This is a genomic window from Streptomyces sp. NPDC049954, assembly GCF_040656295.1.
Lineage (GTDB): Bacteria > Actinomycetota > Actinomycetes > Streptomycetales > Streptomycetaceae > Streptomyces.
Genome location: NZ_JBFALS010000009.1, coordinates 142328 through 168222 on the forward strand (window position 1 = coordinate 142328; position 25895 = coordinate 168222).

Below are 25895 nucleotides of genomic sequence, written 5' to 3' on the forward strand. Positions count from 1 at the left end.
GCCAACGTGCCGGGCCCGCGGACCGCACCTCGCACGGCTCCCCGTGCCCCCGGGCAGGTGACAGCCTCATGCGTCCGGCGGACCGCGCCCGGCCGCCTCCCGGTCGTCCCGGGTACGCGTGGCGCCGGCCTCGTGCGGCGCCGCCCGCCGGGCCGGGGAGTTACGTTCGGCCGGAACGGGTTACGTTCGCAGCAGGCCCCGTACGAGACCGGCGAACTGGCCGGTCAGGGGTCTCCCATCCCCCACGTGTACGGAGACACCATGGCAAAGATCCTGTTCGTGCTGACCGGCGCCGACCACTGGACGCTCGCCGACGGCACCCCGCACCCCACCGGCTTCTGGGCCGAGGAGGCCGTGGAGCCCTACCGGGTGTTCACCGAGGCGGGCTACGACGTGGACGTCGCCACCCCGGGCGGCGTCGTGCCCACGGTCGACGCGGGCAGCCTCAGCCCTCAGTTCACCGGTGGCGAGGAGGGGGCCGAGGCCATGACCGCCGCGCTGGAGACCATGACGCCGCTCCTCGAACCGCTGTCCCTCTCCGACGTCGACCCGGCCGACTACGCGGCTGTGTACTACCCGGGCGGGCACGGCCCCATGGAGGACCTGGTGAGCGACCAGGACTCCGCGCGCGTGCTCACCGAGGCGCTCGCCTCGGGCCGGCCGCTCGGCATCGTGTGCCACGGCCCGGCCGCGCTGCTCGCGACCGAGTCGGCGCCGGGCGGCTCCCCGTTCACGGGGTACCGCGTCACCGCCTTCACCAACGGCGAGGAGACCCAGGCGGGGCTCGCCGACCGTGCGCCGTGGCTCCTCCAGGACCGGCTGAACGGCCTCGGTGTGCGCTTCGAGGAGGGGGAGCCGTGGGCGCCGAAGACCGTCAGTGACCGCAACCTCCACACCGGCCAGAACCCCGCCTCCTCGGGCCCGCTGGCCGAGGAGATCGTGCGCGCCCTGCGCTGAGACCGGGCCGGCGGGCGGCCGGGAGGAACGGGAGGCCCGACGGGCTTCGCCGGGGGCCGGCACCGGACGGCTCCTTGCGCCGTCCGGCCGAGTGGAGGGGCCGCCCTCCGCGCGGCGGCTTACGTTCCTTGCTGAACCCGCCGTCGTACGACGGCCCCGGACCGCTCGCCGGCTCCGGCCCCCTCACCGCCCCGCAGGAGCCCCCGTATGCCGTCGGCGCGCACCATACTCGTCCCCCTGGCCGCCGGAGCGGCACTCGCCTGCGCGGCCTGTGCCGCTCCCGACCGCGGCGACACCGCCCCCACCACGGCCCGGGCCCACGGTGGGGCCGAGGAACGCCGTCCCGGAGCCGGGCCCGCAAGCGAGCGTCCCGGGCCCGGGGCGCAGGGCGGCAAGCGCGCGACGCCCCACCCCGGAGCCCCCGCCAAGCCCCCCGTCGAGGCCCACGCGCTCCTGGACCGGCTCGGCTCCTGCGAGGAGATCTCCCAGGGCCGCTACCGCACCGACGCGGAGGGACCCGAGGAGATCCCCGTGTGCGCCGCCGGGAAGGCGGTGTACTGGAAGGCGGACCTGGACATCGACTGCGACGGCCGGCCCGGCCCGCACTGCAACGCCGAGACCGACCCCACCTTCCAGGACACCACCGCCTACACCGGACGCGACGGGCGGCCGCTGAGCGCCGAGCGCCTCCCGTACGTCGTCGTCCCCGAACCGTCCGAGCGCTGGCGCCCCGCCGACTCCGGCGTCGTCGGCGGCACGCTCGCCGTCCTGGTCCACGACGGACGTGTCCGGTACGCCGTCGTCGGCGACAGCGGCCCGGCCGACGTCATCGGCGAGGCGTCCTGGAAAGCCACCCGCGATCTCGGCGTCCCCGCCGACCCCCGGGGCGGCGGGACCGACACCGGGGTCGCCTACCTCCTCTTCCCCGACACCGAGGTCACGCCCCTCGACGACCCCGCCGCCGCGGTCGCCGCCGGGGAGCGCCGGGTGCGGAAGTTCCTGGAGGAGACCGCGGCGGCCCCGGCCGGGCGCTGACCCGCGCGCACCGGCCCGGTGCCGCTCACCGTTTCCGGTAGTCGTACGCCTCCTCGGCCGCCGCCCGCACCGCGTCCAGGTCGCCGCCCGCCGAAGCCGTGACGACGGCGGCGACCGCGCCCTCCACGAACGGAGCGTCCACCAGCACACAGCCCGGCGGAAGTTCGTCCCCCTCCTCCGCGAGCAGGGTCTTGACCGTGAGCACCGCGCTCCCGAGGTCGGCGAGCAGAGCCACGCCGGCGCCGCCGTCCACCTGCCTGGCCGCCTCGGCGATCAGGTCCGCGCTCGTGCCGAGTCCCCCTCCCTCGGTGCCTCCCGCCGGGGCGACCGGCGCGAGCGATCCACCCGCCGCCAGGCCCCGAGCGAGGTCGGCGGCGGCCGAGGCGAGGGCCGCCGAGTGCGACACCAGCACGATGCCGACCCGGCCCGCGCTCACGCCGCCCCGTCCGCGGTGTCGGCCAGGGCCGCGATCAGCAGCGCCGCGGAGGTCGCGCCCGGGTCCTGGTGCCCGATACTGCGTTCCCCCAGATAACTCGCCCGGCCCTTGCGCGCCCGCAGCGGGACCGTGGCCCGCGCCCCGTCCCGCGCCGCCGTGCGCGCCGCCTCGAAGGAGGTGCCGAGCGCGTCGGCGGCCGGAAGCAGCGCGTCGAGCATCGTCTTGTCCCCGGCCGCCCCGCCGCCGAGCGCGGCGACCGCCTCGACCCCCTGTCGCACAGCCGCCGCCAGCTCCTCCCGGTTCACCGCCTCCGCCTCGCCGAGCGCCTTCCCCGTACGGCGCAGCAGCGTTCCGTAGAGCGGCCCCGAGGCGCCGCCCACCGTGGAGACGAGCCGACGGCCGGCCAGCACCAGCACCGCGCCCGGAGTCGCGGGCCGCTCCTTCTCCAGGGACTCCCGCACGGCGGCGAAGCCGCGCCGGAGATTGCTGCCGTGGTCGGCGTCCCCGATGGGGGAGTCGAGTTCGGTCAGCCGGTCCGCCTCGCGGTCGATCACCGAGGCGGCCTCGACCAGCCAGCCGCGGAAGAAAACGGCATCGAGCCCAGCAGTCACCACGTCGTTCCTCCGGTCGTCCTCGTCCTCACTCCGCTCACCGTCCCCAGCGCAGGCCCGGTGTCGCCACCGGGGCGTCCCACAGGCGCAGCAGCTCCTCGTCGCCCTCGCACAGGGTGACCGAGGCGCCCGCCATGTCCAGCGAGGTCACGTAGTTGCCGACGAGAGTCCTCGCCACCGGCACCCCGCGTTCGCGCAGTACCCGCTGCACCTCGGCGTTGAACCCGTACAGCTCCAGCAGCGGCGTGCCTCCCATGCCGTTGACCAGGGCGAGCACGGGCGCGCTCGGCCGCAGGTCGTCCAGTACGGCGTCCACCGCGTAGTCCGCGATCTCGCGAGAGGTCATCATGGCGCGCCGCTCCCGCCCCGGTTCGCCGTGAATGCCGACACCGAGCTCCAGCTCACCGGCCGGCAGGTCGAAGGTCGGGCTGCCCTTCGCCGGAGTCGTACTGGCACTGAGCGCGACCCCGAAGCTGCGCGAACGCTCGTCGACCCGGCGCGCGAGCGCCTCGACCTCCTCCAGCGGACGGCCCTCCTCGGCGGCGGCCCCCGCGATCTTCTCGACGAACAGCGTGGCGCCCGTCCCGCGCCGTCCCGCCGTGAACGTGCTGTCGGTCACGGCCACGTCGTCGTCGATCAGCACCTTCGCGATCCGGATGCCCTCGTCCTCGGCCAGTTCGGCGGCCATGTCGAAGTTGAGCACGTCGCCCGTGTAGTTCTTGACCAGGAACAGCACCCCGGCCCCGCTGTCCACGGCGGCGGCCGCCCGCACCATCTGGTCGGGCACCGGGCTCGTGAACACCTCACCGGGACAGGCCGCCGACAGCATGCCGGGCCCCACGAACCCGCCGTGCAACGGCTCGTGCCCGGACCCGCCCCCGGAGACGAGTGCCACCTGCCCGGCGACGGGCGCGTCCCGGCGCAGCACCACCCGGTTCTCGACGTCCACCGTCAGCTCGGGATGCGCGTCCGCCATCCCCCGCAGGGCGTCGGCCACCACGGTCTCCGGAACGTTGATCAGCATCTTCAACGGGCTCTCCTGCGGTTCCAGCCAGGCCCCGGACAGCCGGTGCCTGGTGAGCGGATGAGTACGGCTTCGTGTCCCGCGGCCGGCTCGGGCCGGGGCGCGTCCGGCGGGGCCGACGCCGACTGGGCACCGACATTCCCCGATTCCCCCCGGAGCGCTCCGTTCCTGTCGTGGCCGCGACCCGGCTCCCAGTATTGGAGAGACCCGAGCCGATCGGGAAGCGACGCGACGAAGTCGGTCCACCCGGCCGTTGCCACCGGGCGACGAGCCGTCAGGGCCGGACCCCGGAGGCGCTCGCCTGAAAACAGCCGCGCGGTGCCCGTACCACTGCCATAGTCACGGGTTATGGACGTGCACCTGCGGGACCTTCGCTACTTCGTGACGACGGCCGAGGAACTCAGCTTCACCCGGGCCGCTCAGCGTCTGTTCATCGCCCAGCCGACGCTCAGCAAGCAGATACGCCACCTGGAGGACGGTCTGCGCGTCCAGTTGTTCCGGCGCGAGGGGCGCACGGTGTCGCTCACCGCCGCCGGGGACGCCCTGCTGCCCGTGGCGCGGGAACTGACGAACGCCTGGGACCGCGGACAGCGGATCGTCGCCGACGCCGCCGCCGCGCACGAGGCCACGCTCACCCTCGGCCTGTCGTCGAGCGTGGGCCGGGGACTGCTCGCCGCGCTGCGGGCCGGCTTCGCGCGGAACCGGCCCGCGGCGCGCCTGAGGATGCGCCAGATCGACTGGGACGACCCCTCGGTGGGACTCGCCTCCGGCGCGGTGGACGCGGCGTTCGTGTGGTTGCCGCTGCCCGGACAGGAAGCCTTCCGCACCTGGGTCGTCGCGCGCGAGGACCGGTACGTCGCGTTTCCGGAAGGACACTGGCTTCAGGGGCGGGAGACGGTGACGATGGCCGAACTCCTCGACGAGCCCTTCCTCGCCCTGCCGGCCGACGCGGGGCCCCTGCGTGAGCACTGGCTCGCGCTCGACGCCCGAGGCGGGCGGCCCCCGGTGATCGGCGCGACCGTGCACAACGCCGACGAGACCTTCGCCGCCGTCGAGGAGGGCAGTGGCATCGTCCTGCTCGCCGAGGGCAACGCGCGGCTCTACCGGCGGCCGGGCATGGGGGCGATCGCGGTCACCGGACTGGGGCCGAGCGAACTCGCCCTCGCGTGGCGCCGTGACGACCACCGGCCTCTCCTGCGCGATCTCCTGCGCTGCCTCCCCGAGGTGGAGGCAGGACACGCGGCCGGCGGTGAGGGGGCATCACGGCCTGGCGTCGGCGAGCCTCCCGGCCGCCCGCGTCCCGGCAGCGGGAACCCGCGTCCGCCCCGGGAGACGACGCCCCTGCGGCGTTCACCCGGGGCCGCGGGGCGGTCCGCTGCCCCGGCCGGGAACGCGGACTGAGCCGCGGACGAGGTGCGCGGGCTCAGTGGTGCGACTGCCGCGCCCCGGGGCGCTCGCCGGCCGCCCGGCCGTGCCGCCGGGTACCCGGGGCGTCCGGCGCGGCGGACGGCGGGAGGGGCTCGGTGAGGGCCTGTTCCAGGCTGTGACTCACCTTGAGCGTCTGTTCGAGTCGCGTGACGCGGAACACCCAGCGGGTGGTGGGCTCCCGGGCCACGACCCGCAGCGTCCTCGCGTGCGCCAGCGCGGTACGTCGCAAGCGCAGCAGTACGTGCAGTCCGGTCGAGGTGACGATCGGCGCCGTGATGTCGACCACCACCGTCCGCTCGCGTGACACGCGCACGAGCCGGCGCAGCGCGCTCTCCACGGTCGCTTCGTTGTCGAGGTCGACCACCTCGTCGAGCACGACGACGAGGTGGCGCGGACCGAGCCGGTAGTTCATGGGAGGCATCGGGTCATTCCTTCAGCAGGGCAGCCTTCATCACGGACAGGCCGCTTCCTGACCCTGACCCGAGTATTGCCCGTCGGCCGTCAGGTATGCGTCAGAGGTTTCCACCGTGCGGGGCGCGCGATTGACGCCGGGGGCGCCTCGGCGGAAAGCTGGCCGCGTACAGCAGGAGGCGCAGGTCGTCCGGGCCGGCAGGACATCGGGCGGCGGACCGGACAGGAGACGCACCGGGATGGACAGGACACGGACCGCGGCGCCCGCGCCGGACCCGGCAGAGAACTCCGGGCCGGGGACGGGCACGCATGCCGGGGCGGGCCGTGCGCAGACCGCCCCCGCCCCGCCGACGTCGCTCTCTGGTGACACAGGCACAGCCATGGACACGGGCACAGCCATGGACACGGACGCGGACACGGACAGGGAGACGGCACGTCTGCGCACCGAACTGCGCGATCTGCGTGCCAAGCTGCGGTCCCGGCCCGTCATCGCCCAGGCGCAGGGCGTCGTCCAGGAGCGGTACGGCCTCGGCGACGAGCGCATCGCCTTCGATCTCCTCCACCGCACCGCGCAGCGGCACAACCTGCGGGTGCGGGCGCTCGCCGAGGCCCTCGTCGCCGCCCCGCGCCCCAGCCCGGGCCACGAGTGGTTCCCCGGCCGGGCCCGGCACACCCCGCCACCCCTCGGCGGACTGCCCGGGCTGACCGACCGCAAGCCCACCGTGGGAGCCGTGCTCGGCGCCGTCCTCAGCCGCACCCTGGAGATCACCCAGACCCCCATGGGCAACGTGCAGCTCGTCGACGCCGCGAGTGGGGGACTGCGCATGGAAAAGCACGCGGGGCTCAGCGACGACTTCGTGGATTTCTTCGACCACGTGGAGGCCGGTCCCGCGGGGACGTCCTGCTCGCGCGCCGCACAGGACGTCGCGCAGGTGACGGTGCGGGACGTGGCCACCGATCCGGTGTTCACCGAACCGGCCCGCCGCACCATCCTCGCCGCCGGTAGCCGCGGCGCCCACAGCACCCCGCTCGCGACCTCCGCAGGGCGCTGCGTCGGCATGGTCTCCACCCACCACGACCGGCCCATCACCCCGCCCGGCAGGGCCACCGGGACCGCCCTCGCCCGGCTCGGCCTCCAGTCGGGACGCTGGCTGGCCTGGCATCAGTACACCGTCGTCCTCGACGCCCTGGAGGACCTGCACCGCAGGGGCACCGGAGAAACGGACGACTGAGACCCCGGCCGCCCCCGGCCCGTCCGGCGGCGGCGCGCGTCCTATCCGGACGGCAGCGGGGCCCGCCAGTCCAGCACCGTGCCCGTCCCCTCAGGCGGCGCCGAACCCGCCCGCCCACCAAGCCGTCCCCGGCCGACGAGACCAGTACCTCGGCGGGACTGCCACCGGCAGATGACCGCAGCCGCGTGCTTCCCCTGCTCCCGTCTCAGGGGCGTACGCGGCCCCCGCGGTCCCTGACCTGCGTGGCGATCACCGCGGCCTGGACGCGCCGCTGGACACCCAGCTTGGCGAGGAGCCGGGAGATCCGGTTCTTCACCGCCTTCTCGGCGAGGAACAGCCGCTCGCCGATCTGCCGGTTCGTCAGGCCCTCACCGATCAGCTCCAGAATCCTGCGCTCCCGGTCCGTGAGCCCGGGCAGCGCCTCCTGCTCGGGGGTCCGCTCGTGGCGCAGCCACCCCAGGAGCCTCGCCGTCGCGCCCGGGTCCAGCAGGGACCGGCCCGAGGCGACCGTCCGTACCGCCGACACCAGGTCCGAGCCGCGGATCTGTTTCCGGACGTACCCGGCGGCCCCCGCCATGACGGAGTCGAGCAGCGCCTCCTCGTCGTCGAAGGACGTCAGCATGAGGCAGGCCAGTCCCGGCGCCCGCGCGCGCAGTTCGCGGCACACGGCGACGCCGTCGCCGTCGGGCAGCCGACGTCGAGGCTCGCGACGTCGGGGCGTACCGCGGGAACCCGCGCCAGGGCCTGCTCGGCCGCTCCCGCGCCTCGCGCCGTCGCCGCGCGACCGCCGCCGGCCGGGCCGGGCCGACGAGGCCCGGGCCGACCGGGGGTGACACCGGCGGCCTCGACGTACGGGCCCCCGGGCCCGGCACGCGCCTTCGCTCCGTACGCTGGTCGCGGTCCACGACGAGGCGACAGGGCGGCGGAACGTGCGCGAGATCATGGAACGGCTGGCGCGGATCGGCCCCTACTTCACCGCGGAGTGCGGGGAACCGAAGGACGCCGCAGGGTTCGCCCCGCTGAGCACTCTCTACGACAGCGGACTGGAGGAGTACGTCGCGCGCACCGCCCCCCGCATGGGGACGGCCGACCGGCGGGTGGCCGCCTCCACCGTGCACCTGGGGCTGGTTTCCCGTCTCTGGTCCCTCGGACTCGGCGCCGCCGCCCTGGACGGCCGCGTCCCCGATCTGGCGCCGGGACGGGTGCGGTGGAGACTGTCCGGGGACGGCGCGCTCACCCTGTGGCTCCCCGAACCCCTCGCCCGCCCCGAGGCGCCCGCCGAGGCGCTGCGGGCCACCGTCGTCGAAGCCAATCTGCGGCCGCTCGGGACGGCGATGCGTACGCGCCTCGGCCTCTCCGCGCCCATCCTGCGCGGGAACGCCGCCTCCGCCCTCGTCGGCACCCTGCGCGTACTGCTCGGCCGTGTCCCCGACGCACCGCACCCGCCCGTGCCGACCGCCGCCGCGCTGCTCGGCCGCGCGCCCCTGTCCGAGGGCGGCACCTTCCTCCATGAGGAAGGGCTCGGCGTCGCCTTCCTGCGCTCCAGTTGCTGCCTCTACTACCGCGTCCCCGGCGGCGGCCTGTGCGGGGACTGCGTCCTGCGCTCCGCCCCCGCCCGCAGGGGCTGAGCGCACCGGGGCCGGCAATCCCGTTGCCGCCCCGCTCGCCGCCGTCTGCCGGGCTCCCGCTCTACTACGGGCGCCGGGACGAGCCGGCCCGGGCCCACTGGGCGGCGCCGAGGAAGGACAGACCAACGAGCGGGCGGCCGCGGTCTTCGCGTCCGAGGGGGCCTTCGACCCGCCGGATGCGCGCGCCGTACCCGCCGCCCGCACCGCGTCGTTCCTGGTCCTCGCCGGGGAGACGGACCCGGGCGGCGGGCCCGCGCTCGCCGAGGCCTACGCCGCGCTCCTGCCCCGGGCCCGGCCCGCCGAGACGGTGGTGCAGCCCGGCGCGGGCCACTACCCGTGGCTGGACGACCCGGGACGCCTCGTGAGCGCGGTCGCCGGATTCTTCGCGCACACCCCCACTCGTTCCGTGTGACAGTGACAGTGACAGCGACATCGGCGGCGCCGCCGGTCACGGGGCCTCAGCCGGTCTGCCCGCCCGGGTAGTCGATGAACAGCACCGCCTCGACGGCCACGCCGTCCAAGGCGCCGTACACATGGGGACCGTCGGACACCCAGCACGCCTCCTCGCCCGGGCCCACCGTGAACGGCGCCTCGCGCGGGCCCACCCGCGCGCGCCCGCTCAGCACCACGAGCCGTTCCCTGGTGCCCGGCAGGTGAGCCGCCGACTCCTGGACCGCTCCCGGCCGGATACGCGCGCGGTAGACCTCGCTCACCAGCTCGGCGGACTCGACCCGCTCCAGCAGCGCCGCCGTCACGGCGTCCCCGTCGACACCGGGGCGCAGCACCAGACCCCGCGCGGGCTCCGTCAGGACCGAACTCAGGGGGACGTCGAGCGCCGTGGTGAGCGCGTACAGCGTCTCCAGCGTCGGATTGCGCCGCCCCGACTCCAGGCCCGACAGCGTGGCCTTCCCGGTACCCGCGCGCCGCGCCAGCTCCGACAGCGACAGGCCGCGCCGCTCCCGCAGCTCCCGCAGCCGCAGGCCCACCTGCTCGTTCAGCTCCATGCCGCTCCCGGTCCTCACACCACCCGATGCCCGGCACCAGCCGGCCCGGCTCCCCTCGCCGCACAAGGAGGTTGACGCCCCGGCGCGACGCGCTCTAGTGTTCCATACACGGAACGTTCCGTATACGGAACGACCGTCTCCCGCTTCCCCGCGCCCACGGAACGGTCCATGAACGCTTTCGCGCGCCTGCGCACCCTCGCCCCGCCCTCCGCCGTCACCGCGGGTCTCGTCACGGTCCTGGTGGGGGTGAGCAGCTCCGCCGCCGTGGTGTTCGCGGCGGCCCGGGCGGCGGGCGCGGACGCCGCTGAACTCGCCTCCTGGATGCTCGCCCTCGGTATCGGCATGTGCGTCACCTGTGTCGGGCTCTCGCTGCGCTACCGCGCCCCCGTCGTCACCGCATGGTCCACCCCGGGCGCCGCCCTGCTCGCCACCGCGCTCGGCGGCGTCCCCATGGCGCAGGCGACCGGCGCCTTCGTGTTCTCCGCCGTGCTCATCCTGCTGAGCGGAGTCACCGGCTGGTTCGCCCGCGTCATGGACCGCATACCCGTGCCGCTGGCCTCGGCGCTGCTCGCGGGCGTCCTGCTGGAGTTCGGCACCGACCTGTTCCGCTCGATGCACGGCAGCTTCGGCGTCGTCTTCCCGATGTTCGCCGCCTACCTCCTCGCACGAAGGCTGCTGCCGCGCTTCGCCGTCCTGCTGGCGCTCGCGGTGGGCGTACTCGCGACCCTCGCGACCGGCGGCCTGCACGCGGGAGGGACACGGCTCTCGCTCGCCTCCCCGGTCCTCACCGTGCCGCAGTTCGACTGGCGGGTCCTGTTCGGTGTCGGGCTGCCGCTGTTCGTCGTCACGATGGCCTCGCAGAACCTCCCGGGCGTGACCGTCCTGCGCAACGCCGGGTACCAGGTGCCGGTCTCCCCGCTGCTGGGCTGGACCGGCGCGGTCAACGCCCTGCTCGCGCCGTTCGGTGCGTTCGGCATCAACCTCTCGTCGATCACGGCGGCCATCTGCGCGGGCGAGGAGGCTCACCCCGACCGGTCCCGCCGCTACCTCGCCGCCGTGTGGGCCGGTCTCTTCTATCTGTGCGTCGGCCTGCTCGGCGGCACGATCGGCGCTCTGCTCACCGCCCTGCCGCACGCCCTGGTGGCCGGGATCGCCGGACTGGGCCTGCTCGGCACCATCAGCGGCTCCCTGCACAGCGCCTTCGCCGAGCCCGAACTGCGCGAGGCCGCCGCCGTGACCTTCCTCGCGACCGCCTCCGGCTTCACGCTGCTCGGTGTCGGCTCCGCCTTCTGGGGGCTGTTCGCCGGGGTGCTCGCGCTCCTGGTGACCCGCCTTGCCCGTCCCGCTCCCGCGGCGAAGCGACGGGAACCGGACCCGGCGGGACGCGGGTGAGCGCACGTGGTGCGTCGGGCACGGTCACTGCGCGTCGGGCGCCTCTTCCCCCGTCTGCTGCCGCCGGCCGGTCAGCTCCTCCAGGGCCTTGACGACGATCTCCTGTGTCGCGGCCTTGTCCGCGCCCAGGGTGGACAGCGGACCCGATCCGTCCTCCTGCTCCAGCAGGGCGAGCAACAGGTGCTCCGTACCGATGTAGTTGTGGCCCAGGCGCAGCGCCTCGCGGAAGGTCAGCTCCAGCACCTTCTTCGCCGCCGGGTCGAAGGGGACGAGAGCGGGTGCCCCCTCGACGCGGGGCGGGAACAGCGGTTCGACCGCCTCCCGTACCGCGCGTGGTGAGATCCGCTGCGCGGTCAGGGCGGCGACCGCGAGACTCTCCGGCTCGGCCAGCAGGCCGGCCGTCAGATGGGCGGGGGTGATGCGTTCGTTGCCCGCGTTCTGCGCGACGCTCTGCGCCGCCATGACCACGTTCTTCGCGCGCTCTGTGTACCGGCTGAAGCCCTGGTCGGCGGACATGTCCGCGCCCTCCGTCGCGTCCTTGGGCACGAAGCGCTTCTGGGCCGCCTGCCGGGTCACCCCCATGCTGCGGCCGATGTCGGTCCAGGAGGCGCCCGACCTGCGCGCCTGGTCGACGAAGTGGCCGATCAGGTGATCGGCCACCTCGCCGAGGTGGTCGGCCGCGATGACCGCGTCGCTGAGCTGGTCGAGGGCGTCGCTGTGCACCTTCTTGATGGCGTTGATCAGGTCGTCGAGGCGGATCTCCCGCTGCACGGACGAGGACTCTGTCGGTTGCGTCATGTGACAACCGTAGGTTGACGATCGGGGGTCGTCAACCTCTGGTTGTCACTCGCTCCGGCCGGATTCCCGCTTCTCTCCCCCGCCGACGAAGTCCGCCACCGCCCGTGCGAACGCGAGCGGTTGGTCCTCCGCGATGAACGTCCCGCTGTCGGGGATCTCCACGAGACGCGCGTCGGGCAGCAGCGCGGTCAGCCGGTGACCGTGCTCCAGCGGCATGACCCGGTCCCGCGTGCCCCACACCACGAGCGTGGGCCGGTCGAAATCGCGCAGCGCCTCGGCGGCCTCCCGCATGTCGTCGGGGCGCGTGGCGGTGAGATAGGCCCGCAGATCGCGTCTCACACCCGGATTCTCGATCAGGCCCCGGAACCAGCCGTCCGTGACCTCGTGCGGAATCGGGCGCACCGTCATGGGCCCCAGCATGGTCGGGCCCCGGCGCAGCGCCCGCACCCGCACGATCCGGCTCACCAGCCACAGACCGCCCGGCACCCGGCCGGCGAGGGAGACCGCCTTGCCGGGAAGACCCGGCGGGTAGTTGTCGAAGACCTCGCACGCGCCGATCACCAGCCGTGCGATCCGCTCCTTCGCGAGCGGGGCGGCGAACAGGAACAGGCCCGAGTCGCTGCCCACCAGCGTCACGTCCCGCAGGCCGAGCGCCACGAGGAACTCCGCCTCCAGGGCGGCGATGCCGCGCGGGCTGAGGTCGGCCCCCGGCCGCAGCGGCACCCGGTGGCCGCCCAGTGGCAGGTTCGGCACGATCACCCGGCACCCGGGCGTGAGTGCGGACACCAGCCCGCGCCAGTAACTGCCGTCCATCGCCAGCCCGTGCAGGAGCACCACGACCGGCCCCTCGCCCCCCGTGTCCTCGTACTCGACGGTTCCCGCGGTCAGTTCGATCGTGCGCATGACGACTCCTTCGCCGTGGCGGGCGCGCGGGCGGCGCGCGCGACGTCGTACCGAGACCCGCCCGGGGCGGGCGAACCGAGCGTAGACGACGGCGTGCGCCCCCGTGGCCTCTTCGCGCGGGCAGCCGACGCGCCCTGGACGCGGGCCGCGCCCGGTCTGGCGGGGGCAGGCCGGGCGCGGCACCCGCCGCCTGCGGGTTCGTCACCCGATCGGCCCCGCCCGGTGCCCGCGGGGCCGCGGCCGTGCCGCTCCTCCCGCCGTGCCCGCGCGCGTTCGACGGGCGGGTTGTCGGGGAGCCAGCAAAGATGGGCCGTGACATACGCCGCTGAGCGGGCAGGCGAGCGAGAGCCGTAGGAGCAGTCCAGGCTCCGGACACCGCAGACCCTGAGAAGGGACGACAACCGTGGCACGACCCAGGATTCTCGTAGTGGGCGCCGGCTTCGCCGGAGTGGGATGCGTACGCCGTCTGGAGCGGCGCATTCCACCGGGCCGGGCGGACATCACCCTGGTCGCGCCCTTCTCGTACCAGTTGTACCTGCCGCTGCTGCCCCAGGTGGCCTCCGGGGTGCTCACCCCGCAGTCGGTCGCCGTCTCGCTGCGCCGCAGCCAGAAGCACCGCACCCGCATCATCCCCGGGGGCGCGATCGGCGTGGACACGCAGGCGAAGATCTGCATCGTGCAGAAGGTCAACGGCGAGATCGTGCACGAGCCGTACGACATCATCGTGCTCACCCCCGGCAGCATCACCCGCACCTTCGACATCCCCGGGCTCACCGAGAACGCCCGGGGCATGAAGACCCTCGCCGAGGCCGCGTACATCCGCGACCACGTCATCTCCCAGCTCGACCTCGCCGACGCGAGCACCGACGAGGAGGAGCGCGCCTCCCGCCTGCAGTTCGTCGTCGTCGGCGGCGGCTACGCCGGGACCGAGACCGCGGCCTGCCTGCAGCGCCTGACGCACAACGCCGTCAAGCACTATCCGCGCCTGGACCCCTCGCTCATCAAGTGGCACCTCATCGACATCGCGCCCAAGCTCATGCCGGAGCTGGGCGACGAACTCGGCAAGGCCGCGATGAAGGTGCTCAAGCGGCGCGGGATCGACGTCTCCCTGGGCGTGTCGATCGCCGAGGCCGGACCGGAGAAGGTCACCTTCACCGACGGCCGCACACTGCCCTGCCGCACCCTCATCTGGACGGCCGGGGTCGCCGCCAGCCCCCTCATGGCGACGCTCGACACCGAGACGGTGCGCGGCCGGGTCGCCGTCACCCCGGAGATGAACGTCCCCGGGCTCGACGGGGTCTTCGCCCTCGGTGACGCCGCCGCCGTGCCCGACCTCACCAAGGAGGAGGGCGCGATCTGCCCGCCCACCGCCCAGCACGCGATGCGCCAGGGACGCAAGGTCGCCGACAACGTCATCGCGAGCCTGCTGCACCAGCCGATGCGGCCCTACGTCCACAAGGACCTCGGGCTCGTCGTCGACCTCGGCGGCACCGACGCCGTCTCCCGCCCGCTCGGCGTCAACCTGCGCGGACTGCCCGCCGAGGCGGTGGCCAGGGGCTACCACTGGTCGGCGCTGCGCACCGGCCCCGCCAAGACCCGTGTCATGACGAACTGGTTGCTCAACGCGGTGGCGGGGGACGACTTCGTCCGCACCGGCTTCCTGTCGGAGAAGTCCGGGACCCTGCGCGAGTTCGAGCACACCGACGTCTACCTGACTCCGGAGCAGATCCGCGAGCACACCGCCTCCCTGCACGGCGTGCACTGAGCGCGCTCCCAGCCCGGGACGGCAATGGGGGGCGGGGCGGGCGGGTCCAACCGCCCGCCCCGCCCCTTCGTGGGCTCAGCCGCTCAGACCAGCGCGGGAATGGACCGCGGCCGGCCTTCGGCGTCGATCGCGACGAAGGTGAGCCGCGCCGTCGCGACCTCCGTCACCGGGCCGGAGAAGTTCCACCGCTCGGCCGTCACCCGCACCGCCACGTCCATCGAGGTCCGCCCCGCGCGCTCCAGCGTCGCCTCGGCGCTCAGCAGGTCGCCCGCGCGCACCGGCGCGAGAAAGGTCATCCGGTTCACGGACGCGGTCACCGCCGGGCCCTCCGCATGCCGGCCGGCCGAGGCCGCCGCCGTGTCGTCGATCAGCTTCATCACGACACCTCCGTGGATGGTCCCGTACAGGTTGGTGTCGTGTTCGCTCATGATGTGCTTGAGCATCACCTGGGACTCAGCAGGGGTCTTGCTGTCCCGGACGGCGGCCGGGGGGTTTCCGGCGGACTGCACAGTCACGTCAACTCTCCTTCGCGAGCGGCGTTCTCGGACCCGGCGCCGCGGACGGGAGGACTTGAGGGGCGACGGCCCGCGCCAGGACGGACCCGGCCGCACGGAAACGGCTCGCACCCCGCGGCCGCCCTCGCGCGCACACCGGGATCACCGCGGGCGCCCACGGCGCCCACGGGCAGCGGCAGGTCTTCGGACTCGCGAGCACACACGCCGTACGCCCTTGTACGAAACGGGGCGGGCGGGCACCTACTGGCCGTCGCTTCCCGGGCCCGGCCGGGGCCCAGTGCGGGGGACGGCGGTCGTTCTCGCTCACCGCTGCGGGGCAGTCCCGGACTCCCACCGGGTTCCCTCTTGCGACGCGCCCCGTCCCTGAAGGTCAGGGGGCGAACCAACTGCTCGCCCAGCCTAACCCGCGTCACCCGTTTGATCGATCATCCGTGGCCCCGGTGCACGTGAACTCGGCAACACCGATCGCCGGCCGGCCCCCCTGCGACCAGCGGCGGAACCATTCGCTCACGCTCAGCGAGCGCGAGACCGCGGCCGCCGGCCGGGCCGTCCGGGGGTGCCCGCGGGCACCAGGTGCCGTGCGTGCGAGCATGGCGCGCTGTGCGTACGAGACAGCAGCCGGGCCCGCCGGCCGAGGCGGACGGGGAGGACTGGGGCGACCGGCCGGGGGACACCGCCCTGACCCTGCGCATACCGCGCGCCGATCCCCTGGTGACGGCCGGCTTCCCCGCTCACGTCACCCTCCTGTACCCCTTCGTCCACGAGAGCCGGCTCGGCCCCTGGGCCCGGCGCGCACTCGCCCGCCTGTGCCGCGCGCACCCCGCCTTCGACCTCGGCTTCGCACGGTTCGGACGCTACCCGGGGGTGCTCTACCTGGAGCCCGAACCGCACGACCCGGTGCTCGCCCTGCGCGCGGCGCTCAGGGAACGCTGGCCCGAGGCGGTGCCCTACCGGGGGATCTTCGGGCCCCAGGGGCTGCCTCCCCACCTCACCCTCGCCAACCACGAAGGTCCCGAGACGTACATGTCGGCGTACGACGCGCTGGAGCGGCGCTACGCGGGAGAGCTGCCGTTCCACACCCGCGTGAGCGCGGTCCACCTCATCGTGCGGCGCGAGGGGGCCTGGCAGGACGCGGACGTGCTGCCGCTGGGACCGTAAGGCGCGGGCGCGGCCCGGCGCCGTCCGCTCACGGGTAGAGGTCGCGCCGGTAGGTCGCCGGATCCTCCAGCGCGTCCAGCAGCAGGGCCGCGAGGTCCGCGTACGTCGTGCGCGGGGCGGGGGAGCGGTGCGGGGAGAAAGGGGTACGGCGGTGGCCGTGCGCGGGTCCCTCGATGAGGATGACCGGCCGCACGATCGTCCACTGAAGACCGCTCGCCGCGATGACGGCGTCCTGGTCCTCCCGCTGCCGGATCACGGGCCGCGCCGTCGCCCGGTACAGCGCGGACACCGTGCGGTTCAGCGGCCCCGCCGTGTGCGGTCCGTACGCGGCCTCCGAGACCACCAGGAGCCTGGGCACCCGCAGCCGGCGCATCGCGTCGACGACGGTGCGGGTGCCGCGGGAGTGCAGCGGGACGCTGCGCCGTCCGCCCCGCAGCGCGTACGCCACCACCGCCGCGCCGGCCCCCTCCAGAGCGTCGGCGACCTCGCTCTCGTCGAAAGGGCTGCCGGTGACCACCCGGTCGGCCGGTGCCTTCGCGAGCCGGGCCGGATCGCGGACGACGGCCGTCGTCGTGTGCCCGGCCCGCGCGGCCGCGTACAGGAAGGCCCGCCCCGCTCGCCCGGACGCGCCGAAGACGGTGATCCTCATCCGCGCGTCCCCGCGTCCCGGCCGGGACCGTTCATGGCTTCGCGCCTTCCTGCGAGTAGGGGCCGACACTCCGACGCTGGGCCCCCGCGCCTTCGCGCGCAACTCGCGGGACCCGTCCGCCGACCCGCTTCCCGTTCCCCGGGGACGGATCAGTGCGGGGCACCCGGCCCGTGCGCGGTGCGCCACTCGGCGTGGTCGAGCGCGGGCAGCTCCTCCTCGCGCACCGGTTCGCTGCGCCGGCCACCGCTCTTGAAGAAATCGGCGAGGACGAGCGTCGCCGCCCCCACGGTCACCGCGTCCGGACCGAGCAGCCCCATCCCGATGGTGACCTTCCCCGCCGGGTGACGCAGTGAGAAGCTGTCGGCGTAGCGGCGCAGGGACTCCAGGATGTGCGGACCCAGCTGGAGACCCGCCCAGCCGCCGATCAGGACCCGCTCCGGGCTGAAGAGGTTGATCAGGTCGGAGATGCCCGCGCCCAGGTACTCGGCGGTCTCCTCCAGCACGGCGACCGCCACCGGGTCGGGCGCGCCGCCGTCGTCCCGGGGATCCGCGGCGGCCAGCAGCGCGGTGACCGCCTCCTCCTCCCCGGCCCCGTCCGGAACGGTACCGCCCGCCTCCACCCAGCGCTGGAGCAGGGCCTCGGACCCGGCGTACGCCTCCAGGCAGCCGCGCGCTCCGCAACGGCAGCGCCGGCCACGGACGTTGACGGTCAGATGGCCCCACTCCCCGGCGCTGCCGTGCATTCCGCCGTGGATCGCGCCGCCGGTCACGATGCACGCGCCGACCCCGGAACCGAACAGGACGATGACCGCGTCCTCGGCGCCGCGGCCGCCCCCGAACCACATCTCCGCCTGGCCGAGCGCCTTCGCCCCGTTGTTGACGTAGAAGCCGACCTCCGGGGGCAGTTCGGCGACCTGGCGCAGCAGGGTCTCCAGCGGCACACCGGCCCAGCCGATGGTCTGCCCGTGGACCAGGGCTCCCTCGGGGCCCGAACGCTCCACGATGCCGGGCACGCCCACACCGACACCCAGGAGCCGGTCGGGCGGGACCGCCGCCTCGGCGAGCACGGAGGCGATGCCCTCGCCGATGTACCGCACGATCACGTCGACGTCGTAACCGAGCTGGGTCAGGGCCAGCTCGGAGCGCGCGAGTTCGGACATGCCGAGGTCGAACAGCTCGATCCTGACCATCGTCTCGCCGACGTCCACCCCGATCAGGTAACCGGCCGAGGGCGAGACCCGCAGAAGCGTACGGGGCCGGCCGCCGTCCGACTCGACGACCCCGGCCTCCTCCAGGAGGGCGTCGGCGGTGAGTTCGGAGACGACGTTGCTGATCGAACCCGAACTCAGCCCGGTCGCTGGAACGAGCGCCTGGCGGCTCATCGGCCCATCGAAATACAACCGTTGCAAAACCGCCGCGCGGTTGCCTCTGCGCAGGTCACGCACTGTTCGCCTGTGACGCTCCACCATGTTGCCCCTTCCCGGACGGCAACATACCCCCGCCGTAGCCCTTGACGCGACCTTCTCTCAGGTTTTAACTCACGTCCTAAATTAAGTCGTGAGGCCGTTCAGGGACTGAACGCGTCCAGCACTCCTTGACCACCCCGGAAAGGGGCATTCCGTCATGCGCAGACTTCGAGCCGCTGCCGCTGCCACCCTCGTCACCACGCTCGCCGTCACCGCCAGTGCTTGTGGCGGCGGCGACAGCGGGGGCGGGAGTGACGGCAAGTCTTCCAAGACGATCACCTACTGGGCCTCCAACCAGGGGCCGAGCATCCAGGCGGACAAGAAGATCCTGACCAAGGAGCTCGCCAAGTTCACCAAGCAGACCGGCGTCAAGGTCAAGCTGGAGGTCGTGCCCTGGGCCGACCTGCTCAACCGCATTCTGGCCGCGACCACTTCGGGTCAGGGCCCGGACGTGCTGAACATAGGCAACACCTGGACCGCCTCGCTCCAGGCGACGGGCGCGCTGCTGCCCTGGGACCAGAAGAACTTCGACGCGATCGGTGGCAAGGACCGCTTCGCCGAGGCCGCGCTGGCCGCGGCCGGCGCCGAGGGCCAGGACCCCGCCGCGGTCCCGCTCTACTCGCTGTCCTACGCGCTTTACTACAACAAGAAGATGTTCGCCGACGCCGGGATCACCGCGCCGCCGAAGACCTGGGACGAGCTGGTCGAGGACGGCAAGGCGGTCTCCAAGGGCGGCAAGACCTGGGGCCTGGGCGCCGAGGGCGGCAACCTCTCCAACAACATCCACCAGGTGTTCGTCCTCGCCAAGCAGCACGGCGCCGACTTCTTCGACGCCGACAACAAGCCGACCTTCACCTCCGACGGTGCGGTCGCCGCCGTGAAGCAGTACGTCGACTTCATGGCCAAGGACAAGATCATCGCCCCGGGCAACGCCGAGTACGCCCAGAACCAGTCGCTGCAGGACTTCTCCAGCGGCAAGACCGCGATGGTGCTGTGGCAGGCCGCGGCGAGCACCTTCGAGGCGCACGGCATGAAGCCCGAGGACTACGGCGTCGCCCCCGTCCCGGTCCCCTCCGGCACCCCGGGCGCCGACAAGCAGACCAACTCCATGGTCGCCGGCATCAACATGGCCGTCTTCAAGAACACCAAGAACCTCGACGCCTCCCAGAAGTTCGTCAAGTTCATGACGAGCGACGCGGAGCAGAAGGTCCTCAACAAGACCTACGGCTCCATCCCGCCGGTCAAGACCGCGCAGGAGGACGCCGCCTTCAACAAGCAGGACACCAAGGTCCTCAAGGACACCCTGCTCAACAGCGCGAGCCCGCTTCCGCAGGTCCCCTCCGAGTCGCAGTTCGAGACCACGGTGGGCACCGCGGTCAAGGAGCTGTGGGCGGACGCCGCCGCGGGTCGCAAGATCACGACGGAGAACGTCAAGGAACGCCTGAACAAGGCCCAGCAGCAGATGCCGAAGTGAGCTACTGAACATGACAGCCACCGCCGCTCCCGAGCAGGCGACGCCGGGCCCCGTGAAGGGGCCCGGCCCCGGGCCGAAGCGAAAGCGCAGGCTGCGCATCCCCGACCGGGTGCGCAAGATCGGTCTGCCCTATCTGCTGCTGCTCCCCGCACTGCTCTTCGAGCTCCTCGTCCACATGGTGCCGATGGTCGTCGGCATCTTCATGGCCTTCAAGGAACTGACGCAGTTCTACATCCGTGACTGGGGCGCCGCCCCCTGGTCCGGCTTCGACAACTTCCACCTCGCGATCGACTTCAGCGAGCCGGTCGGCAAGGCGCTGCTGCACTCCTTCTGGGTGACCTGCGTCTTCACCGTCATCTCGGTGGCCTCCTGCTGGCTGATCGGGGTCGCGGCCGCGATCTTCCTCCAGGACAACTTCAAGGGCCGGGGCGTCCTGCGGGCCATCTTCCTGACCCCGTACGCGCTGCCCATCTACGCCGCCGTCATCACCTGGGCCTTCATGTTCCAGCGGGACAACGGCCTGGTGAACCACGTCGTCCACGATCAGCTCGGCCTCACCGACGACAAGCCCTTCTGGCTGCTGGGCAACAACAGCTTCATCGCCCTGTGCGTCGTCGCCGTCTGGAAGACCTGGCCCTTCGCGTTCCTCATCGTGATGGCCGCCCTCCAGAACATCCCCAAGGACCTCTACGAGGCCGCCAGCATCGACGGCGCCACGATGTGGCAGCAGATCCGCAGGATCACCCTGCCCTCCCTGCGCCCCGTCAACCAGGTCCTCGTGCTCGTCCTGTTCCTGTGGACCTTCAACGACTTCAACACGCCGTTCATCCTCTTCGGGGACTCGGCGCCGGAGTCCGCGGACCTCATCTCGATCCACATCTACCAGTCGTCCTTCGTCTCCTGGAACTTCGGCACCGGTTCGGCCATGTCCGTCCTGCTGCTGCTCTTCCTCCTCGTGGTGACGGCCGTGTACCTCCTGCTCACCTCGCGCGGAAGGAAGGGCTCCGATGCCTAGCGCAACCTCCGTCACGCCGGCCGTGACGAAGACATCGGGCTCCGCGTCCCGGGCGGACAAGGGCAAGGCCCCGCGTTCGCCGATGGCCCCGCCGAAGTCCTTCATCTGGGTGCGCCGGGTCTTCCTGACCGTCCTGACCTTCTTCGTCGTGCTGCCCGTCTACGTCATGATCAGCAGCTCGCTCAAGCCGCTCAAGGACGTGTCCGGGGAGTTCCACTGGATCCCGTCGGGCCTCACGATCAGCCCGTACATCGACATCTGGAAGACCATCCCGCTCGCGGACTACTTCGTGAACTCGCTGGTCGTGGCGGGCGCGGCGACCATCTGCTCGGTGATCATCGCCGTCTTCGCGGCCTACGCCGTCAGCCGGTACAGCTTCCCCGGCAAGCGGGTCTTCACGATCTCGGTGCTGTCGACGCAGATGTTCCCCGGCATCCTCTTCCTGCTGCCGCTGTTCCTCATCTTCGTCAACATCGGCAACGCCACCGGCCTCCCGCTGTTCGGCTCGCGCTTCGGCCTGATCATCACGTATCTGACCTTCTCGCTGCCCTTCGCGATCTGGATGCTGATCGGCTACTTCGACTCGGTGCCCAAGGAACTCGACGAGGCCGCCAAGGTCGACGGCTGCGGTCCGCTCGGCGCGCTCTTCCGCGTCGTCGTGCCGGCCGCCATCCCCGGTATCGTCGCGGTCGCCGTGTACGCCTTCATGACGGCCTGGGGCGAGGTCCTGTTCGCCTCCGTCATGACCAACGACCAGACCCGTACCCTCGCCGTCGGCCTCCAGGGCTACGCGACGCAGAACGACGTCTACTGGAACCAGGTCATGGCAGCCTCCCTCGTGGTCAGCGTGCCGATCGTGGCGGGCTTCCTGCTGCTCCAGAAGTACCTGGTGACCGGACTGACCGCGGGAGCCGTCAAATGACGGCTGCCGTCCCGGCCGGTGGCGACCCCTTCGATCACGCCGCTCTCCCCGACGGCTTCCTCTGGGGCGTGGCCACCGCCGCGTACCAGGTGGAGGGGGCCGTCGCCGAGGGCGGCCGGGGGCCGTCCATCTGGGACAGCTTCTCGCACACCCCGGGCAAGGTGGCCGGCGGTGACACCGGTGACGTGGCCTGCGACCACTACCACCGCTGGCGCGAGGATCTCGGCCTGGTCAAGGAGCTGAACGCCGGGGCCTACCGCTTCTCGGTGGCCTGGCCCCGCGTCCTGCCCGGCGGTGACGGGCCGGTCAACGCCGAGGGCCTCGACTTCTACGACCGGCTCGTGGACGGGCTGCTCGCCGAGGGCATCGAGCCCTTCCCGACGCTGTACCACTGGGACCTGCCGCAGGCCCTCCAGGACCGGGGCGGCTGGCCCGAACGGCGGACCGCGGAACACTTCGCGCACTTCGCCTCGGTGGTCGCCGAACGCCTCGGTGACCGCGTCAAGAACTGGGCGACCCTCAACGAGCCGCTGTGCTCCGCGTGGATCGGCCACCTCGAAGGGACGATGGCCCCCGGGGTCAGCGATCTGACCGCCGCCGTCCGGGCCTCCTGCCACCTGCTGCTCGGGCACGGACTCGCCACCCGCGCGATCCGGGCCGCCGTGCCCGACGCCCGGGTGGGCATCGTGCTCAACCTCAACCCCGTGGACCCGGCGACCGGTTCGCAGGCGGACGCGGCGGCGGCCCGGCGCATGGACGGCCACACCAACCGCTGGTGGCTGGACCCGCTGCACGGCCGGGGCTTCCCCGAGGACATGACCGAGGTGTACGGGGTCGAGCTGCCGGTACGGGACGGGGACGCGGAGACCGTAGCGCAGCCGCTGGACTGGCTGGGGCTCAACTACTACATGCCCGCCGTCGTCACCAACGACCCCGCAGGACCCGCGCCCTACGCCCGGGCCGTGCGCCGGCTGCACGTCCCGCGCACGGGGATGGACTGGGAGATCGACGCGAACGGCATCGAGCGGACGCTGCTGCGGCTGACCGAGGAGTACGGGGTCCGGAAGATCTACGTCACCGAGAACGGCTCCGCCTGGCCCGACGTCGTCGGCGCCGACGGCGGCGTGAACGACCCGGACCGGGTGCGCTACCTGGAGGACCACCTCGCGGCCTGCACGCGCGCCCTGCGCAAGGGCGCCCCGCTCGCCGGGTACTTCGCGTGGTCGCTGATGGACAACTTCGAGTGGGCCAACGGCTACGACAAGCGGTTCGGCCTCGTCCACGTCGACTACAGGACGCAGAAGCGCACCGTCAAGACCAGTGGCCGCCGCTACGCCGAACTCGTCGCGAGCCACCGCCGCAGAGGCGGGCGTCCCGCCTGAGAACCGGTCAGGACAGCCACGTGAAGGAGCCGCCGCCCCCGGCAGGGGTGGCGGCTCCTTCACGTGCCGGACTCAGACGAGTGCCCGCCCTGAGACGACGACCTTCCCCGGGTTGAGGATGCCGTGCGGGTCCAGGGCCGCCTTCACCGCGCGCTGCATCGCGAGAGCGGCGGGGCCCACCTCCTGGTCCATGCCGCGCATCTTGAGCAGGCCCACGCCGTGCTCGCCGGTCACCGTTCCGCCCAGCGAGAGGGCGTCGTCCAGGATGTCCTCGAAGGCGAGCCGGGCCCGCGCCGCCGCCGCCTCGTCCCCGGGCCGGGTGATGATCAGCGGGTGCAGATTGCCGTCGCCCGCGTGCGCGATGTTGGCGACCAGGATGTCGTGCCGCTCGGCGGCCCGCTCGATCCGCGCGAGCATCTCGGGCACCGCCGCTCGCGGCACGCACACGTCCTCCGTCAGCACCGGGCCCAGCCGCTCCAGCGCCGGGTAGGCCAGCCGCCGCGCCTCGAACAGGGCATCGGCCTCCTGCTGGTCGGTGGACCGCGCCGCCCAGCTCGCCCCGGACCGCTCGAAGCAGTCCAGGAGCACGGCGGCCTCCGCGTCCCCCTCGGCGCCCGGCGTGTCCACCCGGCCGAGCAGCACGACGTTCGCGTCCGTCGACAGGCCCATGTTCTTCCACGCGTCGACCGCCGCGAGGCAGTGCCGGTCCACCAGCTCCAGCGCCGAGGGCACCACCCCGGCGGCCGTCACGGCGCTCACCGCCTCTCCGGCGGCCACCACCGAGTCGAAGTAGCCCGCGACCGTGCGCTCCGGCAGCCGGGCCGGCCGCAGCTTGACGGTGATCTCCGTGATCACACCGAGCGTGCCCTCCGAGCCGACGAGGAGACCGCAGAGGTCGTAGCCGGAGACCCCCTTCGCGGTGCTCCGCCCCACCCGGACGATCTCCCCGAGGCCGTTGACCACTTCGAGGCCCAGGACGTAGTCGCGGGTCACCCCGTACTTGACGCAGCACATGCCGCCCGCGTTGGTCGCCGCGTTCCCGCCGATCGTCGACCACGGGGAACTCGCCGGGTCCGGCGGATACCACAGGCCGTACTCGGCACAGGCGGCCCGCAGGTCGTCGTTGACGACGCCGGGCTGGACCACGGCGATCCGCTCGGCCGGGTCGACGCGCAGGACCCGGTTCATGTCCTCGAAGGACAGCACGATCGCCCCGTCCACCGCGTTGGCGCCGCCCGACAGGCCCGTGCCCGCCCCGCGCGGCACGAGCGGTATCCGGTGCTCCACGCAGTACGCGACCACCGCCCGCACCTCCTCGGTGTCCCGGGGACGGACGACGGCGAGCGGGACGCCGTGCGGGGCCCACTCCGCCTCGTCGTGCCGGTAAGCGGCCACGCTGTCCGGATCGGTGATGACCCGCTGGGCCGGGATCCCTGCCGCCACTGCCTTCGCCACGCCCGTGGCCACCTCCTCGTGCACCGCGTCCACCCGCGCTGCTCGCGAGGGACGCCTCCCTCCATCATCGCGCGCCCGTCGCGCGCACAGACCGGGCGGGGGGCGGAGGGCCGTGCGAAGGGGCAGGTCAACGGGGTAAGGGCGGCCAGGCGCGGGGGCCCGGGGCCCGGTCAGAGCAGAACGGGCGTGTTCTCTCCGCAGGCCAGCTCCCAGGCGCCCGCGACGGCGGTCGCGCCCCCGGAGTCCACGACGTGCGCCGGAATGCGGAGCCGCTCGCGCAGGAACACGTCCAGCCCGTGCAGCCGGGCGCCGCCGCCGAGCAGGAGCAGGCCGCGGTCGTGGACGTCGTCGACGAGTTCGGCGGGGCTCGCGTCCAGGACCGCGCTGATCAGCCGCGCCGTGTCCTCGTAGGTCGAGCGCAGCAGCGCCCGGATCTCCGCGACCGGCAGGTCCTCCACCCGCGGCAGCCCGTTCGTGCGGTCCTGACCCCGTACCGCCACCACCTCGCGATCCTCGGCCGCGGCCAGTTTCGCCTCCTCGGCCACCCCCGCCCCCACGGTGAGCCCGTGCCGGTCCCGCGCGTACCGCACGAGCAGCGCGTCCGCGCTTCCGGCCCCGCTCTTGACGGTCCGGGTCGCGAGGGTCGAGCCGAAGGCGATCATCGAGGCCGTCGTGCGGTGCTCGCCCACGTCCACCAGCAGGGCGCCCGACGGGGTCGAGCACACCCGGGCGCCCACGGCCGCGGCCACCGAGTGCGGCACCGAGGTCACCTGGGCGAGACCCGCGTCCCGGCACGCCTGCCGCAGCACGTGCTGTTCCATGGAGGTGGCGTGGTCCGGCACACACACGAGGGCGCGCAGTCCGCGCAGTCCGCGCCGCTTGCCACAGGCCGCACGCAACCCCATGCCGAGCAGCCGCGCCGCGAGCGCCAGATCGGTCACCGCCCCGGCGGTCACCGGACGCGCCAGACGCAGGTGCGGGGGCATCCGGCCCGCCATCGCCAGCGCCTCGGACCCCCAGGTGCGGACCGTCCCGCCCTCGTCGACGACCGCGACGTGCGGACTCGACCAGCCCTCCTCGCGGTCCGCGCTGTGCAGCCGCAGCGTCGCACTGCCGAGGTCGACGGCCACCTGTCTGCTGCGCGCTGCCATGAGACTTCAACTCCTGCTGTCCGGGGGCCACGGGCGTCGCGCCGCGCCCGCCACCGCCACCCGGCGACGACGGCGCGGCACCAC

General features: G+C 73.2%; 25 protein-coding genes, 1 pseudogene and 1 riboswitch. Of the genes and pseudogenes, 12 read left to right on the forward strand and 14 right to left on the reverse strand.

Features of this window, described 5'->3' with window-relative positions; genetic code table 11:
* Positions 1–261: 261 nt before the first annotated feature.
* Both AB0J21_RS21975 and AB0J21_RS21980 read left to right on the forward strand, forming a co-directional pair.
* Positions 262–957: a type 1 glutamine amidotransferase domain-containing protein gene (locus AB0J21_RS21975; protein WP_363147753.1), complete on the forward strand. Its 696-nt coding sequence runs from the start codon at positions 262–264 to the stop codon at positions 955–957.
* Between the two features lie 207 nt (positions 958–1164).
* On the forward strand, positions 1165–1992 hold the full coding sequence (locus AB0J21_RS21980; protein WP_363147754.1) for a glycoside hydrolase family 75 protein: 828 nt from the start codon (positions 1165–1167) through the stop codon (positions 1990–1992).
* 25 nt (positions 1993–2017) lie between these two features.
* On the opposite strand, the gene AB0J21_RS21985 is transcribed toward AB0J21_RS21980, so the two are convergent.
* From AB0J21_RS21985 to dhaK, 3 genes are read right to left on the reverse strand one after another with little or no spacing between them, the layout of a single operon-like run.
* Positions 2018–2428, reverse strand: coding sequence for a PTS fructose transporter subunit IIA (locus AB0J21_RS21985; protein ID WP_363147755.1), 411 nt, complete (start codon positions 2426–2428; stop codon positions 2018–2020).
* A complete protein-coding gene (gene dhaL / locus AB0J21_RS21990) occupies positions 2425–3039 on the reverse strand; it encodes a dihydroxyacetone kinase subunit DhaL (RefSeq protein ID WP_363147756.1) in 615 nt (204 codons plus the stop codon). Before dhaL ends, AB0J21_RS21985 begins: the two co-directional genes overlap by 4 nt.
* Before the next feature lie 37 nt (positions 3040–3076).
* Positions 3077–4069 carry a dihydroxyacetone kinase subunit DhaK gene (gene dhaK, locus AB0J21_RS21995; protein ID WP_363147757.1) on the reverse strand — a complete coding sequence of 331 codons (993 nt, stop codon included), beginning with the start codon at positions 4067–4069 and terminating at the stop codon, positions 3077–3079.
* A 342-nt stretch (positions 4070–4411) separates the two neighbouring features.
* Here dhaK and AB0J21_RS22000 point away from each other — a divergent pair, with 342 nt between their 5' ends.
* Positions 4412–5464 carry a LysR family transcriptional regulator gene (locus AB0J21_RS22000; protein ID WP_363147758.1) on the forward strand — a complete coding sequence of 351 codons (1053 nt, stop codon included), beginning with the start codon at positions 4412–4414 and terminating at the stop codon, positions 5462–5464.
* A gap of 22 nt (positions 5465–5486) precedes the next feature.
* Here AB0J21_RS22000 and AB0J21_RS22005 read toward each other — a convergent pair whose 3' ends face one another.
* A complete protein-coding gene (locus tag AB0J21_RS22005) occupies positions 5487–5912 on the reverse strand; it encodes an STAS domain-containing protein (RefSeq protein ID WP_363147759.1) in 426 nt (141 codons plus the stop codon).
* Between the two features lie 370 nt (positions 5913–6282).
* Between AB0J21_RS22005 and AB0J21_RS22010 the strand changes: the two genes are divergently transcribed.
* Positions 6283–7134, forward strand: a complete 852-nt coding sequence (locus tag AB0J21_RS22010; RefSeq protein ID WP_363147760.1) for an ANTAR domain-containing protein — start codon at positions 6283–6285, stop codon at positions 7132–7134.
* A 205-nt stretch (positions 7135–7339) separates the two neighbouring features.
* On the opposite strand, the pseudogene AB0J21_RS22015 reads toward AB0J21_RS22010, so the two are convergent.
* A pseudogene (locus tag AB0J21_RS22015) lies at positions 7340–7887 on the reverse strand (response regulator transcription factor); the annotation flags it as partial.
* Between the two features lie 176 nt (positions 7888–8063).
* Between AB0J21_RS22015 and AB0J21_RS22020 the strand changes: the two are divergent.
* Positions 8064–8762 carry a (2Fe-2S)-binding protein gene (locus AB0J21_RS22020; protein ID WP_363147761.1) on the forward strand — a complete coding sequence of 233 codons (699 nt, stop codon included), beginning with the start codon at positions 8064–8066 and terminating at the stop codon, positions 8760–8762.
* A gap of 64 nt (positions 8763–8826) precedes the next feature.
* Here the strand turns inward: AB0J21_RS22020 and AB0J21_RS22025 are convergent, their stop codons facing one another.
* Both AB0J21_RS22025 and AB0J21_RS22030 read right to left on the reverse strand, forming a co-directional pair.
* On the reverse strand, positions 8827–9153 hold the full coding sequence (locus tag AB0J21_RS22025; protein ID WP_363147762.1) for a hypothetical protein: 327 nt from the start codon (positions 9151–9153) through the stop codon (positions 8827–8829).
* Positions 9154–9220: 67 nt separating this feature from the next.
* Positions 9221–9766 (reverse strand): helix-turn-helix domain-containing protein, encoded by a 546-nt coding sequence (locus AB0J21_RS22030; protein WP_363147763.1) that lies wholly within the window; start codon positions 9764–9766, stop codon positions 9221–9223.
* Positions 9767–9934: 168 nt separating this feature from the next.
* Between AB0J21_RS22030 and AB0J21_RS22035 the strand changes: the two genes are divergently transcribed.
* On the forward strand, positions 9935–11158 hold the full coding sequence (locus AB0J21_RS22035; protein ID WP_363147764.1) for a benzoate/H(+) symporter BenE family transporter: 1224 nt from the start codon (positions 9935–9937) through the stop codon (positions 11156–11158).
* 24 nt (positions 11159–11182) lie between these two features.
* Here AB0J21_RS22035 and AB0J21_RS22040 read toward each other — a convergent pair whose 3' ends face one another.
* Positions 11183–11956 carry a Clp protease N-terminal domain-containing protein gene (locus tag AB0J21_RS22040; RefSeq protein WP_363147765.1) on the reverse strand — a complete coding sequence of 258 codons (774 nt, stop codon included), beginning with the start codon at positions 11954–11956 and terminating at the stop codon, positions 11183–11185.
* Between the two features lie 45 nt (positions 11957–12001).
* Positions 12002–12859, reverse strand: coding sequence for an alpha/beta hydrolase (locus AB0J21_RS22045; protein WP_363147766.1), 858 nt, complete (start codon positions 12857–12859; stop codon positions 12002–12004).
* Positions 12860–13262: 403 nt separating this feature from the next.
* Between AB0J21_RS22045 and AB0J21_RS22050 the strand changes: the two genes are divergently transcribed.
* Entirely contained in the window at positions 13263–14624 is a 1362-nt protein-coding gene (locus AB0J21_RS22050) for an NAD(P)/FAD-dependent oxidoreductase (protein ID WP_363147767.1), read from the forward strand.
* 83 nt (positions 14625–14707) lie between these two features.
* Here the strand turns inward: AB0J21_RS22050 and AB0J21_RS22055 are convergent, their stop codons facing one another.
* Positions 14708–15139, reverse strand: coding sequence for an acyl-CoA thioesterase (locus AB0J21_RS22055; RefSeq protein ID WP_363147768.1), 432 nt, complete (start codon positions 15137–15139; stop codon positions 14708–14710).
* Between the two features lie 177 nt (positions 15140–15316).
* Positions 15317–15486, reverse strand: a riboswitch (cobalamin riboswitch).
* A gap of 253 nt (positions 15487–15739) precedes the next feature.
* Here AB0J21_RS22055 and AB0J21_RS22060 point away from each other — a divergent pair.
* The gene (locus AB0J21_RS22060) at positions 15740–16297 is read left to right on the forward strand and encodes a 2'-5' RNA ligase family protein (RefSeq protein ID WP_363147769.1); all 558 of its coding nucleotides are present in this window, start codon (positions 15740–15742) and stop codon (positions 16295–16297) included.
* A gap of 28 nt (positions 16298–16325) precedes the next feature.
* Here AB0J21_RS22060 and AB0J21_RS22065 read toward each other — a convergent pair whose 3' ends face one another.
* Positions 16326–16946, reverse strand: coding sequence for an NAD(P)H-binding protein (locus AB0J21_RS22065; RefSeq protein ID WP_363147770.1), 621 nt, complete (start codon positions 16944–16946; stop codon positions 16326–16328).
* A 149-nt stretch (positions 16947–17095) separates the two neighbouring features.
* Positions 17096–18415 carry an ROK family transcriptional regulator gene (locus AB0J21_RS22070; RefSeq protein WP_363147771.1) on the reverse strand — a complete coding sequence of 440 codons (1320 nt, stop codon included), beginning with the start codon at positions 18413–18415 and terminating at the stop codon, positions 17096–17098.
* A 154-nt stretch (positions 18416–18569) separates the two neighbouring features.
* Between AB0J21_RS22070 and AB0J21_RS22075 the strand changes: the two genes are divergently transcribed.
* The 4 genes from AB0J21_RS22075 to AB0J21_RS22090 all read left to right on the forward strand — a co-directional run bounded on the left by AB0J21_RS22075 (position 18570) and on the right by AB0J21_RS22090 (position 23205).
* Positions 18570–19886, forward strand: a complete 1317-nt coding sequence (locus tag AB0J21_RS22075) for a sugar ABC transporter substrate-binding protein (protein WP_363147772.1) — start codon at positions 18570–18572, stop codon at positions 19884–19886.
* A gap of 10 nt (positions 19887–19896) precedes the next feature.
* Complete coding sequence (locus AB0J21_RS22080; protein WP_363147773.1) at positions 19897–20901, forward strand: sugar ABC transporter permease; 1005 nt, start codon at positions 19897–19899, stop codon at positions 20899–20901.
* Positions 20902–20983: 82 nt separating this feature from the next.
* Positions 20984–21823, forward strand: a complete 840-nt coding sequence (locus AB0J21_RS22085) for a carbohydrate ABC transporter permease (protein ID WP_363147948.1) — start codon at positions 20984–20986, stop codon at positions 21821–21823.
* A complete protein-coding gene (locus AB0J21_RS22090) occupies positions 21820–23205 on the forward strand; it encodes a GH1 family beta-glucosidase (RefSeq protein WP_363147774.1) in 1386 nt (461 codons plus the stop codon). Before AB0J21_RS22085 ends, AB0J21_RS22090 begins: the two co-directional genes overlap by 4 nt.
* A gap of 72 nt (positions 23206–23277) precedes the next feature.
* Here AB0J21_RS22090 and AB0J21_RS22095 read toward each other — a convergent pair whose 3' ends face one another.
* Together AB0J21_RS22095 and AB0J21_RS22100 are read right to left on the reverse strand one after the other, a co-directional pair.
* Positions 23278–24660, reverse strand: coding sequence for an FAD-linked oxidase C-terminal domain-containing protein (locus AB0J21_RS22095; RefSeq protein WP_363147775.1), 1383 nt, complete (start codon positions 24658–24660; stop codon positions 23278–23280).
* A gap of 170 nt (positions 24661–24830) precedes the next feature.
* The gene (locus AB0J21_RS22100; RefSeq protein WP_363147776.1) at positions 24831–25811 is read right to left on the reverse strand and encodes a rod shape-determining protein; all 981 of its coding nucleotides are present in this window, start codon (positions 25809–25811) and stop codon (positions 24831–24833) included.
* Positions 25812–25895: the final 84 nt, after the last annotated feature.